Source organism: Cellulomonas sp. C5510, assembly GCF_019797765.1.
Lineage (GTDB): Bacteria > Actinomycetota > Actinomycetes > Actinomycetales > Cellulomonadaceae > Cellulomonas.
This window is the reverse complement of sequence record NZ_CP081862.1, coordinates 3,995,755-4,011,859: the sequence shown is the minus strand read 5'-3', so window position 1 is coordinate 4,011,859 and position 16,105 is coordinate 3,995,755. Positions and strand designations below refer to the sequence as shown.

Sequence of the window (16,105 nt, the reverse complement as noted above, 5' to 3'; positions counted from 1 at the left end):
CCTCCTGCCACGGAACGACCGTGGCCGCCGAGACCAGAGGAGGTGGGTATGAGCCTGCGTCAGTACGAGATCATGATCATCCTCGACCCCGACATCGAGGAGCGCACGGTCGCACCGTCGCTCGACAAGTACCTGTCGGTCGTCAAGACCGACGGTGGCTCCGTCGACAAGGTGGACATCTGGGGCCGTCGCCGCCTGGCCTACGACATCAAGAAGAAGTCCGAGGGCATCTACGCCGTCGTCGACTTCTCCTCGACGCCGGACACCGCCAAGGAGCTGGACCGCCAGCTCGGCCTCAACGAGGCCGTCCTCCGCACGAAGGTGCTCCGCCAGGACGCCTGAGTGTCTGACCGCGCGCGTACCGTCCCCGACCAGGGGCGGCACAGCCCGAGACGAGCATTCGACGAGAACGAGGAGCTGGCATGGCTGGTGACACCACCATCACGGTGATCGGGAACCTGACCGCCGACCCGGAGCTGCGGTTCACCCCGTCCGGGGCCGCGGTCGCGAACTTCACCGTGGCGTCCACGCCGCGCACCTTCGACCGCCAGAGCAACGAGTGGAAGGACGGCGACACGCTGTTCCTCCGCTGCTCGATCTGGCGGGAGGCGGCGGAGAACGTCGCCGAGTCGCTCACCAAGGGCACCCGCGTCATCGTCAGCGGCCGGCTGGTCCAGCGGTCGTACGAGACCCGCGAGGGCGAGAAGCGCACGGTGTACGAGCTGCAGGTCGACGAGGTCGGCCCGTCCCTCCGCTACGCCTCGGCCAAGGTCACCCGGACCCAGCGGTCCGGCGGTGGCGGCGGCTTCAACGGCGGTGGCGGCGGTGGCGGCGGCGGCTTCAACCAGGGCGGCGGCTTCAACGGCGGCGGCCAGGCCGCGCAGGACGACCCGTGGGCCACGCCCGCGGGCGGCGGCGCGGGCGGCTACTCCGACGAGCCCCCGTTCTGATCGACCTCTGAGGCACCGGCGGGCCCGCGTCCGCCGGCGCCCGCCCAGCACATCCCATCCCGGGGCATGGCAACGCCCCGGGCTCCAGACGTAGAAGAGGAGCACCACGATGGCCAAGGCCGTTGTCCGGAAGCCCAAGAAGAAGCAGAACCCGCTCAAGGCGGCGAAGATCGAGTCGGTCGACTACAAGGACACCGCCCTGCTGCGGAAGTTCATCTCCGACCGCGGGAAGATCCGCGCCCGCCGCGTGACCGGCGTGTCCGTCCAGGAGCAGCGCGCGATCGCGCGGGCCGTCAAGAACGCCCGCGAGATGGCGCTCCTGCCGTACTCGTCGTCGGCGCGCTGAGAAGGAGCACGAAGATGGCCAAGCTCATCCTGACCCACGAGGTCACGGGTCTCGGCGCTCCCGGTGACGTCGTCGACGTCAAGGACGGGTACGCCCGGAACTACCTGGTCCCCCGCGGCCTCGCGACCACCTGGTCGAAGGGCGCCGAGAAGGAGATCACGCAGATCCGCCGTGCCCGCAAGGCCCGCGAGATCGAGACCCTCGAGGAGGCGCGCGCCGTGCGTGACTCCCTCCAGGGCAACCCGGTGACCGTGACGGCGAAGGCCGGCGAGTCCGGCCGCCTGTTCGGCGCCATCACGACCGCCGAGATCGCCGACGCGGTGAAGGCCGCCGGCGGCCCGTCGATCGACCGCCGCAAGGTCGAGGTCGCGCAGCCGATCAAGGCGACCGGCGAGTACGAGGTGCAGGTCCGCCTGCACGCCGAGGTCTCCGCGAAGCTGACCGTCAAGGTCGTCGCGGCCTGACCCAGCACCACCCGCACGCCCCGTCCCGGTCCGCCGGGGCGGGGCGTGCGTGCGTCCGGGGGAGGACGGGATCCGTCCCGCGGGGGAGGTCGCTGCCCGGCGCGCTCGGTAGCGTCGAGGGATGAGCGAGCAGCCACCCCCGCCCGCGCCCGAGGGCGACGAGGAGGACTCGGGCAACCCGAACGCCGCCTTCCTGCCGATCGGGATCGTGTTCCTGGTCCTCGGGCTCGCCGGCCTGGCGAACGACTCGATGCGGGCGTCGGCGTTCGCGTTCCTGCCTGTCGGGATCGTCTTCATGGTCCTGAGCATCCGCTCGGCGGCGCCGGGGGCGGCAGCGCCCGACGGACCCGCCGCGCCGGCCGGAGCCGAGGCGCACGGGCCCGACGGGCCCGACGTCACGCCCCGGTGACCATCCACCGCTCGCCGCGGGCACGCAGCCCGGTGGTCAGCGCCCGCGCCAGCATGAACACCCCGGCGAACGCCGCCCACAGCCACGCGAGCCCCGCCCAGCCCTCCGGGGCCCACGCCCGGACGGCCAGCGCGACCGGGACGTAGACCGCGAGCGTCACCAGCCCGGCCCCCGCGAGGAACCGCCCGTCGCCCGCGCCGATGAGCACCCCGTCCAGCACGAACACCCAGCCGGCCATCGGCATGAGCACCGCCGCGACGACGAGCGCGACCGTCACCGCGTGCCGCACCTCGGGGTCCGACGTGAACGCCGCGGACAGCCACCACCCCAGCCCCCCGGTGACGGCGCCGAGCACCACCCCGGCGCCGACGCCCCACTGCAGCGTGCGGCGCAGCAGGGACCGCACGAGCGGCACGTCCGCAGCGCCGAGCGCGTGCCCGACGAGCGCCTGCGCGGCGATCGCCAGCGCGTCGAGCGCGAACGCCACGAACCCCCACACGGCGTTGACCACCTGGTGCCCGGCCAGCGCCACCGGGCCGAGACCGGTCGCCACCCAGACGGTCAGCAGGATCGCCGCGCGCAGCGACAGCGTGCGCAGCAGCAGCGGCGTGCCGGTGCGGGCGCCGGCGAGGATGCCGCCCGCCGCGGGCCGCAGGGACGCTCCTGCCGCCCGGGCGCCGCGGACGACGACGAGCACGAGGGCGGCGCCCATCGCGAGCTGGGTGATCGCCGTGCCGAGCCCCGACCCCGCGATGCCGAGCCCGGCCCCGTAGACGAGCACGGCGTTCAGCACCGCGTTCACGGCGGCACCGGTCCCGGCCACCACGAGCGGCGTGCGGGTGTCCTGCAGCCCGCGCAGTGCGCCGGTCGCGGCGAGCACGAGCAGCATCCCGGGGAGACCGGGCGCCGAGGCGCGCAGGTACGCCACGGCCTGGTCCGCGACGTCCCCGGTCGCACCGAGCGCCCCGACCGCCCACGGCGCGAGGACGAGCGCCACCGCCGCGAGCAGGACGCCCAGGCCGCCGCCGAGCCACAGCCCGTCGACGCCGACCTGCAGCGCGCCCGCGCGGTCGCCGGCGCCGAGCCGCCGGGCGACGACCGCCGTCGTCGCGTACGCGAGGAACACGCACAGGCCCACCACCGTGACGAGCAGCGTCGACGCGAGCGACAGGCCCGCCAGCTCGGTCGTCCCCAGCCGCCCGACGATCGCCGAGTCGACGAGCACGAACAGCGGCTCGGCGACCAGCGCCCCCAGCGCCGGCACGGCGAGCGCGAGGATCTGGCGGTCGACGGTGGACAGCATGTGTCCGAGGCGTGAAATCCGGCCCAACTTCGTCCTGTCCACATCGGTTCACCGCGTTTGCGCCGGTGAGAACGTCCTGGTCGCGGGCCTGTCCGGCCTCATCCACACCTGTGTCCACGACCTGTGGACAGTCACCCGGTGCGTGTCCACAGCCTTCCACACCCTCGCCCACAACCCCTGTGGACGACGCGCTTGCCGGTCCCCTCCGGTCGCGCCTAGCCTCGCGTCGGCGCGCGAACCGTCCGGGTGTCCGCCGTCCTGCCGGGGGTGTGGGTGGCAGGCGGTAGAACGGGAGTTCGGCGGGGCGTGGGCGACGACATGAAGGTGGGGCGGGGCGCGTGACGATCGAGGACCTGGAGTACGGGGCGCCCGCGGGAGGCCGCGCGGCGTTCGACCGGACACCCCCGCAGGACCTCGACGCCGAGCAGTCCGTGCTCGGCGGCATGATGATCTCGAAGGACGCCATCGCCGACGTCGTCGAGCAGATCCGCGGCAACGACTTCTACCGCCCGGCGCACGAGGCGATCTACGACGCGATCATCGACCTGTACGGCCGCGGCGAGCCCGCCGACGCCGTCACCGTCGCCGACGAGCTCACCAAGCGCGGCGAGATCGGGCGCATCGGCGGCGTGCCGTACCTGCACACCCTCATCTCGATGGTGCCGACCGCGGCGAACGCCGGGTACTACGCCCGCATCGTCCGGGAGCGCGCCGTCCTGCGCCGCCTCGTCGAGGCCGGCACCCGCATCGTGCAGCTCGGGTACGCCACCGACGGCGGCGACGTCGACGACATCGTCAACAACGCGCAGGCCGAGGTCTACGCCGTCACCGAGCGCCGGACCACCGAGGACTACCACCGCCTCGGCGAGGTCGTCGCCGGCACCCTCGACGAGATCGAGTCCGCCGGGCACCGCGGCGAGGGCATGGTCGGCGTCCCCACCGGCTTCGCCGACCTCGACCGCCTCACCAACGGCCTGCACCCCGGGCAGATGATCGTCATCGCCGCCCGCCCCGCCATCGGCAAGTCGACCCTCGCGCTCGACTTCGCCCGCGCGGCGTCCATCAAGAACCACCAGGCGTCCGTCGTGTTCTCCCTGGAGATGAGCCGCTCCGAGATCACGATGCGCCTGCTGTCCGCCGAGGCCCGCGTGCCGCTGCAGAAGATGCGCACCGGCCAGATGGGCGACGACGACTGGCAGAAGCTCGCCGCCATCCAGGGCAAGCTCACCGAGGCGCCGCTGTTCATCGACGACTCGCCGAACATGTCGCTCATGGAGATCCGCGCCAAGTGCCGGCGCCTCAAGCAGAAGCACGACCTCAAGCTCGTGCTCATCGACTACCTGCAGCTCATGTCCTCCGGCAAGCGCGTCGAGTCCCGCCAGCAGGAGGTCTCCGAGTTCTCCCGCGCGCTGAAGCTGCTCGCCAAGGAGCTCGAGGTCCCCGTCATCGCGCTGTCCCAGCTCAACCGTGGCCCCGAGCAGCGCACCGACAAGAAGCCGCAGATGAGCGACCTGCGTGAGTCCGGCTCCATCGAGCAGGACGCCGACATGGTCATCCTGCTGCACCGCGAGGACGCGTACGAGCGCGAGTCGCCCCGCGCCGGCGAGGCGGATCTCATCGTGGCGAAGCACCGCAACGGGCCCACCGACACGATCACGGTGGCGTTCCAGGGGCACTACTCGCGGTTCGTCGACATGCAGGCGTGAGGAAGCTGTAGGTCCTGACTAGAAGTTGTGCTTTCCGGGCCCGTCTTGTGGCGAGGTTGTGGCGTTCCGCGCATCGGTGTGGCGGTCTGAACTGGCCTTACGTCAGTCCAGCTTCCCTCACGCGATTGTGACGCCCGACGTCGGGGGACTGCTGCAGGGTCGGTTGACACCGTGACCTGCCCTACGGCTTGGTTACCACTGTGGGCGTGGTGGTCAGGCCGGTATGGATGGCAGTTCGGAGCGTAGCTCGAACTCGATCGGGCTGAGGTAGCCGAGGCTGGAGTGCCGGCGGCGGCGGTTGTGGAAGATCTCGATGTTCTCGAAGATCGCGTTCGCGAGTTCGACGCGGGTGTTCCACCGCTGTCGGTTGAGCAGCTCGATCTGCATCGAGGACCAGAACGATTCCATCGTCGCGTTGTCCAGGCCGTCACCGACGGACCCGAACGATGGCATGAGGCCGGCCTGCCGGATCCGGTCCCCGAACGCCCAGGACGTGAACTGGGCCCCGTGATCGGCATGCACGATCCCGCCCGGGGCCGGGTCTCGGTTGCTGATGGCCATGTCGAGGGCGTTGATGACCAGGCGGGTGTCCTGGGTGGAGTCGATCGACCAGCCGATGATCCTCCGGTTGAAGGCGTCCAGGACGCAGCAGCAGTAGAGCTTGCCCTCGCGGGTGGGGTGCTCGGTGATGTCGCGGTCCGGAGGATCGACGATCGACATCCGCGTTCCGGGCCGGGACCCGTTCAAGATCCACGTCGGTCACCGAGGGACGACATCCTCGTTGGTGGACTCGATGATTGGGCGGATGCGGGGTGGGTCTACGGGAGCACGCGTCTGCGCGGTCTGTCGGACCCGACCCTTCGGCGCTCGCTGGCTTGGGGCTCATCGCGGAACTCGTCGTCGGCGGGCGGGTCCTCGCCGGCGACGTGGATGAACAGGGTCATCACGTGGCCGTGCCCGGTTGGTGAGGCTGTCGAGCGGATCACGCGGGAGTGGCTGACCGAGTGACGCGACGAGATCCCGCCTCCCGGTGCGATCGTGTGGCTCGCCAGTACGGCCCACGGCGACCGTGTCGCTCGAGCCGTACTCGCCCGGGAGGGCCGCTGACCGGCGCGACCTGACGCCAGGCCGCATGAGGCTGAGCACCGTGGTGGAGGTGAGCAGTGATGTCCCGGACGGCTTCGTCTGACCCCGCTACCCCGTCCGCTCAGCCGTCCCCCCGCCGCGCGCTCGCCTCCTGCCCGCGGACCTGCTCCAGCCGCGCCTCCAGGGCCGTCGTGACACCGGCCCAGGCGTCGGACCCGAGGACGAGGCGCAGCGGCGCCGGCTCGGTGTCGACGGCGTCGATCATCGCGGTGGCCATGGCGACCGGGTCCCCGGGGGCGACGAAGTCGGGGCGGCGACGAGATGTACGAGACGCCGTCGCTGCGGTCCCGCAGCATCGAGAAGCACCTGCACTGGCAGGAACTCCTCGTGCCGGACGTCCGGGCGCGGCTCGAGCACGCCGGCCACGACGCCGCCGTCGCGGCACCCGCGATCGTCGCCAGCGCCATCGCCTGCCTGGACGTCGCGGGGAGCAGTGGACGCGCAGCGGCGGCACCGGCGACCTCGCCGCGCTGTACGACGCCGCCGTCGCGGCGGTCCGCTCCCCGGCCTGACCCGGCCTCGCCGGCCCGCCCGGCGGGGCCTCCGCCGCCCCGTACACCGTCAGCCGACCGTCAGGTCCGCCCGCCGTCCGCCGGCAGGTCGCCCCCCGTTGACTCGTCCCCGTCGTGCTCCCCCCACCCCGACGGGATCCCCATGTCGCTCGCCCTCTACCGTCTCGGCCACCTGATCGGCCGGCACCGCCTGCTGGTCCTCGTGCTCTGGGTCGTCGTCGCGCTCGGCGTGGTCGCCGGGTCGCGCGCGGTGGGGTCGGCGTACCAGGACGACTACACGATCCCGGGCACGGAGTCCCAGCAGGGGCAGGACGTGCTGGAGCAGCGGTTCGGGGACGCGGCGTCCGGCGCCAGCGGGCAGGTGCTGTACCGCGTCGCGGAGGGGCAGGACGTGGCGGCGGCGCCGGCGGCGGACGTCGTGGCGGCGAGCCTCGACGCGATCGGGGCGGTGCCGGGCGTCGCGAGCGTGACCGCCGCGGAGGACCTGCGGGTCGACGAGGAGGGCGACGCGGCCCTCGCGACGATCCAGTTCGAGGACGCGGAGCCGGACGACGCGGTGCTCGAGGCGGCGCAGGACGCCGCGACGGTCGACGAGGACGGCGTGACCTCGACGGTGGGGGGCTCGGCGTTCGGCAACGGCGTGGCGGAGCTCGACCACACCGCCGAGGTCATCGGCGTGGGGGTCGCGCTGGTGGTGCTGGTGCTGACGTTCGGCTCGCTGCTGGCCGCGGGGATGCCCATCCTCACCGCCGGCGTGGGCGTGCTGCTGACGACCGGGTTGCTGGGGCTGGTCTCGCAGGTCGCGGCCGTGTCGACGACCTCACCGAGCTTCGCGTCGATGCTCGGCCTCGCGGTGGGCATCGACTACGCGCTGTTCATCCTGTCGCGGCACCGGCACCAGCTCGCCGAGGGCGTGCCGCCGCGGGAGTCGATGGCGCGGGCACTGGGGACGTCGGGCAGTGCCGTGGTGTTCGCGGGGCTGACGGTCGTCATCTCGCTGGCCGGCCTCGCGGTGGTGGGGATCCCGCTGCTGACCGGCATGGGCATGGCCGGGGCGTTCGCGGTGGCGACCGCGGTGCTCGTGGCGCTGACGCTGGTGCCGGCGCTGGCCCTCCTGGCCGGCGACCGCCTGCGTCCCCGCCCGCGGCGTGGCGCGGCCCGCCGCGGTGCCGCCGCCGGCCGCCCCTCGCTGTCGCAGCGCTGGGTCCGCCTCGTGACCCGGGTGCCGGCCCTCACGATCGGCGTGGTCGTGGCGGTGCTGGCCGTGCTCGCGCTGCCCGCGTTCCGCATCTCCCTGGCCCTGCCGGACCCGAGCACGCAGGAGGTCGGCACGCCGGAGCGCGACCACTTCGACGCGGTGAGCGAGACCTTCGGGCCGGGGTGGAACGCGCCCCTGCTGATCACGGCGGACGTCCTCGCGAGCACCGACCCGGTCGCGACGGTCGACGAGCTGGCGGACGCCGTCGCGGCCGTCCCGGGCGTCGTCGCCGTGGACACCGCGACCCCGAACCCGGGCGGCGACACCGCGCTGCTGCGCATCGTCCCGGAGGGCGCGCAGTCCGACCCCGCCACGGTGGACCTCGTGCACGAGCTGCGGGAGCGGGCGCCGGCGATCGAGGACGCGACCGGCGTCTCCGACCTGCGGGTCACCGGGACCACGGCGGTCAACATCGACATCTCCGAGCAGCTCGCCGACGCGCTGCTGCCGTTCGGGCTGACGGTGGTCGGCCTGTCGTTCGTGCTCCTGCTGCTGGTGTTCCGGTCGGTCGCGGTGCCGCTCAAGGCCACCGTCGGGTACGTGCTGTCCGTCGGCGCGTCGTTCGGGGCGATCGTCGCGGTGTTCCAGTGGGGCTGGTTCCCGGTGCTGCTGTTCGGGCAGAGCCCGGGGCCGGTCGTCAGCTTCCTGCCGATCATCGTCATGGGCGTGCTGTTCGGGCTCGCGATGGACTACGAGATGTTCCTGGTCAGCCGGATGCGGGAGCAGTACGCGCACGGGCAGCCGGCCCGCGAGGCGGTGCTGGACGGGTTCCGGCACTCGGCGCCGGTCGTCGCGGCGGCGGCGGTCATCATGGTCGCGGTGTTCTCCGCGTTCGTGCCGTCGGGCGCGGCCACGCTGAAGCCGATCGCCCTCGGCCTCGCCGTGGGTGTGCTGGTCGACGCGTTCCTGGTCCGGATGACGCTCGTGCCGGCGGTGCTCGTGCTGCTGGGCGACCGGGCGTGGTGGCTGCCGCGCCGGCTGGCCCGCGTCCTGCCCGTCGTCGACGTGGAGGGCCAGGCGGTGGAGCGGCACGTGGTCGCCGGCAGCCGATCGGGCCGCGCCGGACCGCCGCTGCTGGTGGCCCGCGGGCTCGTGGTGCGGGAGGGGGACGCCCCGCTGGACGTGTGGGCGGACGCCGGCGACGTGGTGGCGCTCCCCGTGGCGGACCTGGCGGCCGCCCGCGCGGTGTCCCTGGCCCTGACCGCGCGGGCCCGGACCGTCTCCGGCGAGCTGGCCGTGGCGGGCCGCATCCTCCCCGAGCAGGCCGAGGAGGCGCGGTGCCTGGTCGCCGCCCCCACGGCCGCGGACGTCCCCGGCGGCACGACCGCCGAGGAGTACGCGCGCAGGACCCTCGCCCTGAGCCCCGGGTCCCGCCGCGTCCGCCGTGCCCGGGTCGACCGGGTGCGTGCCGTGCTCGGCGACCTGGGCACACCGACCGACGCCCTGGACCCCGCCGCCCGGCTGCGGCTGGCCGCCACCGTGGCGCTCGCGGGCGGCGCCCGGCTGCTCGTCCTCACCGACGCCCCGGCCGGCCTCGCCGCGACGCTCCTGCGCCACGGCGCCACCGTCGTCCGCCTCGACCTCGCCGCCGCCCCCGTCACCCAGGAGCTGGAGACCGTCCGATGACCCGCACCACCCGCACGCGGGCGGTGGCGCTCGCCGCGCTCGCCGCCGTCCTGCTGCCCGTCCTGGCGACCGCCGTCCTGATCTGGAGCTTCGCCGACCGCGCGGACGCCGTGGACCGGATCCCCGCCGCGATCGTGAACGAGGACGAGATCGTCCGCGGCGACACCCCCATGGCGGCGGGCCGGGCGCTGTCGTCCGCGCTCATCCACCCGGAGGACGGCACGACCTCCCTCGACTGGCGCCTGACCTCCGCCGAGGACGCGGAGCAGGGCCTCGCCGACGGCACGTACGACGCCGTGCTCACCATCCCGGAGAGCTTCTCGGCCGACGTGCTGTCCTCCGGCGGCGACGACCCCCGGCAGGCGCAGCTGGTGCTCGAGACCGACCCCGCGTCCTCCACGGTCGGCGCGGTCGCGAGCCGTGCCGTCGCCGACGGTGCGGCGCAGAGCCTGGGTGACCAGGTCACCGAGGCGTACCTCACGCAGGTCTACGCGGGGATGGACGACCTGTCCGGCGCGCTGACCGAGGCGACGGCGGGCGCGTCCGACCTGACGGACGGCCTCGACGCGCTGACCAGCGGGGCCGCCTCCGCCGCTGACGGCGCATTGTCCCTCGCGGAAGGTGCCGGCACGCTCGCCGCCGGCACCGACTCGGTGAGCGCGGGGGCGTCGTCCCTCGCCGGCGGCGCGCAGGACCTGTCCGGGGGAGCCGCGTCGCTGGCCGCCGGCACCGGGGACCTCGCGGCGGCGGCGGGCTCGGTCGACGCCGCCGCCGGGTCGCTCGCGACCGGCAGCCAGAGCCTGGCGTCCTCGCTCGCGGCGCTGTCCGAGGCGTGCCCGCCCGTGCCCGGGTCGGAGCCGTTCTGCGCCCAGCTCGACGCGACGGCCGGGGCCGCGGCCACGGTCGCCTCCGGGAGTGCGGACCTCGCGGCGGGCACCGCGGGGCTGGCCGCGGGTGCGGCGGGCGTCGACGACGCAGCAGGCCAGGTGGCGTCGGGGGCGGCCGGCCTCGCGTCCGGGGCGGCGGACCTCGCCACGGGTGCGACCCGGGCGGCCGACGCCGCGACGCAGCTCGGGTCCGGCGCCGCGGACCTGGCCTCCGGCGCGGACGAGGTCGCAGCCGGGGCGGCCACCGCGGCGACGTCCTCCCGGTCGCTCGCCGACGGTCTCGCGTCCGGGGCCGCCCAGGTGCCCGCCGTCGCCGGGGGGGACGCCGAGCGGCTCGCCGACGTCGTGACCGAGCCCGTGGCGGTGAGCGAGATCGCCGGGTCCGAGGCGGACGGGTGGCTCGCCGCGACGGTCACCGCGGTCGTGCTCTGGCTGGGGGCCGTCACGGTGGCGCTGGTCGGACGGCGCCCGGGCCGGCGGGAGCTCGACGCGCCGGTGCGGACCCGGCGCCTGGTCCGCCGCGTGCTCGCGCCCCGGGCTCTGGTGGCGGCGGTCGCGACGCTGGCGTGCACCGCGACCCTCGCGGTCGGCGGCGCGTCCGTCGCGGAGCCGCTGCCCTTCGCCGGCGTCGCGCTGCTGGCCGGCCTCGTGTTCACCCTGCTCGCCTCCGGCGCGGTGACCGCGCTCCCGCGGGCAGGCGTGCCGGCGCTCGCCGTCCTCACCGTGCTGGAGATCGCCGCGGTGGGCGGCCTGGTGCCCCTGGAGACCGCCCCGGCCCCGCTCGCCGCACTGCACGGGCTGCTGCCCCTGGGCGCGTTCGCCGACGCGGCCGCCGCGCTCGCCACCGGCGGTGCGGGCGGGTCCGGCGCCGCCCTCGGGACCGACCTGGTCGTGCTGGTGGCGTGGGGTGCGGCCGGCCTCGCGCTCGCTGCCGCGGGCATCCGCCGGCAGCGCCTCGTCCCGGTGCCCGTGGTCCCCGCCGTGCCCGCTCCGCGGCCGCCCGTCCTCATGCCCGCGGCCTGACGGGCGTGCGAGGCTGACGCCATGGCCCCCCGCGTGCTGGTCGTGGACGACGACCCCGAGATCCGGGAGATGCTCGCGTCGACCCTGGAGTTCGCCGGGTTCACCGTCGACGTCGCGGCGGGCGCCACCGAGGCGCTCTCGGCCCTGAGGGCGCACCGGCCGGACGTGCTGGTGCTGGACGTGTCCATGCCCGGCACCGACGGGTTCGAGCTCGTCCAGCTCGTCCGCCGGCGCGACGCCGCGCTGCCGGTGCTGTTCCTGTCCGCGCGGGACTCCGTCGACGACCGGGTGCGGGGCCTGCGGCTCGGCGCCGACGACTACGTGACGAAGCCGTTCAGCGCGGCCGAGGTGGTCGCCCGGCTGGACGCCCTGCTGCGACGGGGGTCGGTGGCGGAGCCCGACGACGACGTGCTGCGGTGCGCCGACCTGGAGCTCGACCGCGCCCACCACCTCGTGCGCCGCGCAGGCGAGCCGGTCGACCTCTCGCCGACCGAGTTCCGGCTGCTCGAGCTGCTGCTGGAGCAGCGCGGCCGGGTGCTGTCGAAGGGCCAGATCATGGCCGCGGTGTGGCAGTACGACTTCGGCGGCGACGGCAACGTCGTGGAGCGCTTCGTGTCGAACCTGCGGCGCAAGGTCGACGACGGCCACGCCCCCCTCATCAGGACCGTCCGCGGCTTCGGCTACGCGGTGCGCGACCCCTCGGCCGCATGAGGGCCCGCTCGATCCGGGCGCGGCTGACGCTGACGCTGTCCCTCGTCACGTCGCTCGCGATCGTCCTGTCGGCGGTCATCGGGTTCTCGCTGGCCTCGCACCAGCTCGACCAGCGTGACCGGCGCTCGCTCGAGGACGCCGCCACGCGTGTGCTCGGCAGCCTGCGCGCCGCCGGCGGGGCGGACCTGACGTCCGACCGGCTGGGCGACGCGGTCGGGCACCAGCTCGGCGTCGTGCTCGTCGGCGCCTCCGGGGACGTCCTCACCTCCGTGCCGCCGCTCGGCGCCGACCCGGCGACGGTCGCCGCCGTCGAGTCAGCGGAGCCCGTCGAGGTCGCCTCCGGGGACCTCGCGGCCGCGATCGACACGGCGGGCCTCCTCACCTACGCGGTCGGCGGCGCTCCCGTCGCGGTCGACCGCGTGGTGCTGGTCTCCGACGGCGGGCAGCGACGGGCCACGCTGGCGACGATCGTGGGGGCGCTCGCCGTCGGGGCGGCCGTCACGATCGCGCTGCTCATCGCCGTCGCCGTGGCGATCGTCGACCGCGGGCTGCGGCCCCTGACCGCCATGGCCCAACGGGCCGCGCGCATCGCCGGCGGTGACCGCAGCGTGCGGCTGCCGGTGGACGACCGGGGCGACCCGGCGGTCGCGGACGTCGCGCGCATGGTCAACTCGGCGTTCGACGCCCAGCAGGACGCCGAGCAGCGCACCCGGGCGTTCGTCGCGGACGCGTCGCACGAGCTGCGGTCCCCGCTCACGGCCGCCACCGGCTGGGTCGACCTGTACCTGCGGGGTGGGCTGACCGATCCCGACCGGCAGGCCGCCGCGATGGAGCGGGTGGAGAGCCAGCTCGTGCGGATGCGGCTGCTCGTGGAGGACCTCGCGCTGCTCGCGCGGACCGACTCCGGCCGACCCCTGGACAGCGAGCCGGTGGACCTCGCGGCGCTGGCCGGTGACGTGGTGGCCGACACCCGGGTCGTCGCGCCCGCGCGGGAGGTCCGGCTCGACGCCGACCGGCCCGCGGTGGTGCTCGGCGACGGCGCGCGCCTGGCGCAGGTGCTGCGGAACCTCGTCGGGAACGCCGTCCAGCACACCCCGCCGGACGCCGTGGTGACGGTGCGGGTCGTCCCGGGGGACCAGCGCCACCGGGTCGTCGTCGCCGACACCGGGCCCGGCATCCCGGCCGCCCAGCTCCCGCACGTGTTCGAGCGGTTCTGGCGCGGCGACCCCGGCCGGCCGCGTACCGCCGGCTCAGCGGGCTCGGGGTTGGGCACCGCGATCGCGCAGTCGCTGGTCGAGGCGCACGGCGGCCGCGTCTCGGTGACCAGCTCGCCGGAGGCCGGCACGGCGTTCACGGTCGAGCTGCCGGCCCTGACGACGGGCGGTCGCTGACCGCCGGCACGACCCGCCCACGGCACTCGTCACAGCCGGCAGCACAGGTCCGTGCTGCGGCGCGCCCCGGCGAGAGCCGCGGTCGCCGCCGCGCTCGGGCCCTCGGCGTCCAGCCGGTCGACCGTCGCGGCGAGCTCGTCCGCCGTGAATGGGTGCCCGCCCCGCACGACCACGGAGATGCTGCCCAGGTGCGCGGCGTCGGCCAGCGGGTCGGCGTCCAGGAGCAGCAGGTCGGCGTCCGCCCCGGGCACCAGGCGGCCCGACCGGTCGGAGCGGCCCAGGTACCGGGCGGGCGCGACCGTGGCGGACCGCAGGACGTCGAGCGGCGACAGGCCGGCGGCCGCGAGCTCCTGGAGCTCCAGCTGCAGCCACTGCCCCGGGACGCGGCCCTGGCCGTCCGTCGCCGCCACCACCGGCACCCCTTCGGCGTGCATGATCCGCACGACGTCCGCCGACCGCGCGTACGCCTCGCGGTAGGTGGCGCGCATCTCGGCGGGGAGCGCCCGGAACGTCGCCAGCACGTCCTCGTAGTCCGCCCGGGCACCTGCCGACATCCGGCGCAGCCACGGGTCGGAGGCGTACTCGGGGGAGTCGGCGAGGTACTGGGTGCGCAGCCGCACGAGCGTCGGCGACTGCCAGGTGCCGTGCGCGACGAGGGTCCGGGCGAGCGCCCGCGCCTTGTCCTCGTCGAACCCGTCGAGCGCCCGCTGCAGCAGCGCGACGCCGGCCGGGTCCCCGAACGCGGCCGGGTTGATGAGCTGCTTGTCCGTCATCGCCGAGAAGACCTTGTCGACGAACGGCAGGCCGGTCACCCAGCCGGGGATCGGCATCGTCTTGTCCTGCTGCGCCCACAGGTCGTCCTCGTCGGTCGCGCAGGCGATGAAGACCGCGTTCCCCGTGCCGAGGTGCTCGATGCAGTCGAACCCGGCCTCCGCGGCCTCGGCGACGCCGACCGACGGGGGCAGGTGCCCGGCGATCCGCATGCCGCGCTCGTGCGCCGCCTCGACCGCGGCGAAGAACGTCTCGCGCTCGACCATGACCATCTTGATGAAGTCCGCGCCGCGGTCCCACTGCCGCGCGACCTCGTCGCGGGCCTCCTGGGGTGAGCCGGCGGTGAACGGCAGCACCAGACGCCCCGGCATCGACAGCAGGGCGGGCGCGTGCGGGGTCAGCGGCAGCCGGTCCTCCGCGCGGTACCGCAGCAGGTCGTCCGTCCCGAGCATCTGCCGGAACCCGGTGGTGCCCTCGGCGAGCATCGTGGCGAGCAGCAGCTCCGGGTGCTCGGCCTGGAGCGCGTGGGAGTGCATGTTCGTGTAGCCCGGGACGGCCCAGCGCCCGTCGCCGTCGAGCACGGTGGCTCCGGGGCTCGACGTCACCTCGCCGACGGCCCCGACGGTCACGACCCGCCCGCCGCGCAGCAGCACCGACCGGCCCCCGGTGGCGCTGCCGTCGAGCGGGTCGACCACCGTCACGCCGTCGACGCGCAGCTCGTCGGCCGACGGGAACGGGACCCGCGCCGGCTCGGCGGAGGACGTCGCGGCCCGCCACGCCGGCCCGGCCGCCGCCCCGAGGCCGACGCCCACGGCGCCGATGCCGGCGGTCCGCAGCAGCGTGCGGCGGCTCGGGCCGCGGCGGGTCCGTGGCTCGGGGTGGTCGTCGGCGGAGGTGATCTCAGGCGGCGTGCTGTGTCGCTTCACGGGCCTGCCTCGGGCTGGTGCGCGGCCGAGGACGCGGTCCCCGTGCCCCTCGGAGGAGGGGCCGCGAGCCAGGATCACCCGGTCCGGCACCCGGGGGAACCGCCGCGCCCGGACCGTCAGGAAGGCCTCAGCAGAGCCTCAGTCCGCGTGCTCCGGCGGCCACACCACCCGGAACCGCTCCAGCACGATCTCGTCCGACTCGCTCCACCGGGCGCCGCGGGCCGCGCAGGTGCGCTCCCAGTAGACCCGGTGCTGCTCGCGCCAGCTCCGCAGGCTGCGGTCGTCCTCGCCCTCGTCGAACGCGAAGTCCGCGTCGACCTCGCGGAACGTCGCGATCCGCAGCTCGACGGTGCGGAGCACGAGAGCGGGGGCGCCGCGCCCGTCGCACGCGACCCAGTGCGTGCCGACGCGGGGCAGCGGCTCGCCGCGGTGCGCGAACTCGGTGACCAGCTCCGCGGTGGCGCGCTTGGCGCCGGAGCGGACGAGGCCGAGCAGTTCGTCGCTGAGCTCGACCGAGTCGCCGAAGCGGTCGACGACGTGCTCGTCGCCCGCGGCGACGGCCTCGGGGTGGGCGGTCACGTAGGCGGTCCAGAGCGCCTCCGCCGCGTCGGTGTCGAGCGGGGCGGGCGGGGTGCGTCGCGGGGTCACGGGTGGATCCTCGCAGGCGCGCCGACCG

Annotated in this window: 14 protein-coding genes and 1 pseudogene; 10 read left to right on the top strand and 5 right to left on the bottom strand. The window is 75.0% G+C overall.

What is annotated here, in order from left to right:
- Window positions 1-48: 48 nt before the first annotated feature.
- The 5 genes from rpsF (at window position 49) to K5O09_RS18285 (ending at window position 2,169) form a co-directional block, all read left to right on the top strand.
- Window positions 49-342: a 30S ribosomal protein S6 gene (rpsF, locus tag K5O09_RS18305; RefSeq protein WP_146834523.1), complete on the top strand. Its 294-nt coding sequence runs from the start codon at window positions 49-51 to the stop codon at window positions 340-342.
- A gap of 80 nt (window positions 343-422) precedes the next feature.
- Window positions 423-950, top strand: a complete 528-nt coding sequence (locus K5O09_RS18300; RefSeq protein ID WP_222170863.1) for a single-stranded DNA-binding protein — start codon at window positions 423-425, stop codon at window positions 948-950.
- Window positions 951-1,059: 109 nt separating this feature from the next.
- Window positions 1,060-1,296: a 30S ribosomal protein S18 gene (gene rpsR / locus K5O09_RS18295; RefSeq protein ID WP_013772910.1), complete on the top strand. Its 237-nt coding sequence runs from the start codon at window positions 1,060-1,062 to the stop codon at window positions 1,294-1,296.
- A 14-nt stretch (window positions 1,297-1,310) separates the two neighbouring features.
- The gene (rplI, locus tag K5O09_RS18290; RefSeq protein ID WP_222170862.1) at window positions 1,311-1,760 is read left to right on the top strand and encodes a 50S ribosomal protein L9; all 450 of its coding nucleotides are present in this window, start codon (window positions 1,311-1,313) and stop codon (window positions 1,758-1,760) included.
- A gap of 121 nt (window positions 1,761-1,881) precedes the next feature.
- Complete coding sequence (locus tag K5O09_RS18285; RefSeq protein WP_222170861.1) at window positions 1,882-2,169, top strand: hypothetical protein; 288 nt, start codon at window positions 1,882-1,884, stop codon at window positions 2,167-2,169.
- On the opposite strand, the gene K5O09_RS18280 is transcribed toward K5O09_RS18285, so the two are convergent.
- On the bottom strand, window positions 2,156-3,472 hold the full coding sequence (locus K5O09_RS18280; protein ID WP_222170860.1) for an MATE family efflux transporter: 1,317 nt from the start codon (window positions 3,470-3,472) through the stop codon (window positions 2,156-2,158). The genes K5O09_RS18285 and K5O09_RS18280 overlap by 14 nt on opposite strands.
- A 338-nt stretch (window positions 3,473-3,810) precedes the next feature.
- On the opposite strand from K5O09_RS18280, the gene dnaB reads away from it, so the two are divergent.
- Window positions 3,811-5,178 carry a replicative DNA helicase gene (dnaB, locus tag K5O09_RS18275; protein WP_222170859.1) on the top strand — a complete coding sequence of 456 codons (1,368 nt, stop codon included), beginning with the start codon at window positions 3,811-3,813 and terminating at the stop codon, window positions 5,176-5,178.
- Window positions 5,179-5,391: 213 nt separating this feature from the next.
- Here dnaB and K5O09_RS18270 read toward each other — a convergent pair.
- Window positions 5,392-5,871: pseudogene (locus K5O09_RS18270) on the bottom strand (IS3 family transposase); the annotation flags it as partial.
- A 514-nt stretch (window positions 5,872-6,385) separates the two neighbouring features.
- Window positions 6,386-6,541 (bottom strand): hypothetical protein, encoded by a 156-nt coding sequence (locus K5O09_RS18265; protein ID WP_222170858.1) that lies wholly within the window; start codon window positions 6,539-6,541, stop codon window positions 6,386-6,388.
- 437 nt (window positions 6,542-6,978) lie between these two features.
- Here K5O09_RS18265 and K5O09_RS18260 point away from each other — a divergent pair, with 437 nt between their 5' ends.
- The 4 genes from K5O09_RS18260 to K5O09_RS18245 are packed head-to-tail and all read left to right on the top strand — an operon-like array spanning window position 6,979 to window position 13,732.
- The gene (locus K5O09_RS18260) at window positions 6,979-9,720 is read left to right on the top strand and encodes an MMPL family transporter (RefSeq protein ID WP_222170857.1); all 2,742 of its coding nucleotides are present in this window, start codon (window positions 6,979-6,981) and stop codon (window positions 9,718-9,720) included.
- A complete protein-coding gene (locus K5O09_RS19475) occupies window positions 9,717-11,630 on the top strand; it encodes a YhgE/Pip domain-containing protein (protein WP_222170856.1) in 1,914 nt (637 codons plus the stop codon). Before K5O09_RS18260 ends, K5O09_RS19475 begins: the two co-directional genes overlap by 4 nt.
- 21 nt (window positions 11,631-11,651) lie before the next feature.
- The gene (locus tag K5O09_RS18250; RefSeq protein WP_222170855.1) at window positions 11,652-12,341 is read left to right on the top strand and encodes a response regulator transcription factor; all 690 of its coding nucleotides are present in this window, start codon (window positions 11,652-11,654) and stop codon (window positions 12,339-12,341) included.
- Entirely contained in the window at window positions 12,338-13,732 is a 1,395-nt protein-coding gene (locus tag K5O09_RS18245) for a cell wall metabolism sensor histidine kinase WalK (RefSeq protein ID WP_222170854.1), read from the top strand. Before K5O09_RS18250 ends, K5O09_RS18245 begins: the two co-directional genes overlap by 4 nt.
- 29 nt (window positions 13,733-13,761) lie before the next feature.
- On the opposite strand, the gene K5O09_RS18240 is transcribed toward K5O09_RS18245, so the two are convergent.
- Together K5O09_RS18240 and K5O09_RS18235 are read right to left on the bottom strand one after the other, a co-directional pair.
- Window positions 13,762-15,429, bottom strand: a complete 1,668-nt coding sequence (locus tag K5O09_RS18240; RefSeq protein WP_222170853.1) for an amidohydrolase family protein — start codon at window positions 15,427-15,429, stop codon at window positions 13,762-13,764.
- Between the two features lie 138 nt (window positions 15,430-15,567).
- Window positions 15,568-16,077: an ASCH domain-containing protein gene (locus K5O09_RS18235; RefSeq protein ID WP_222170852.1), complete on the bottom strand. Its 510-nt coding sequence runs from the start codon at window positions 16,075-16,077 to the stop codon at window positions 15,568-15,570.
- Window positions 16,078-16,105: the final 28 nt, after the last annotated feature.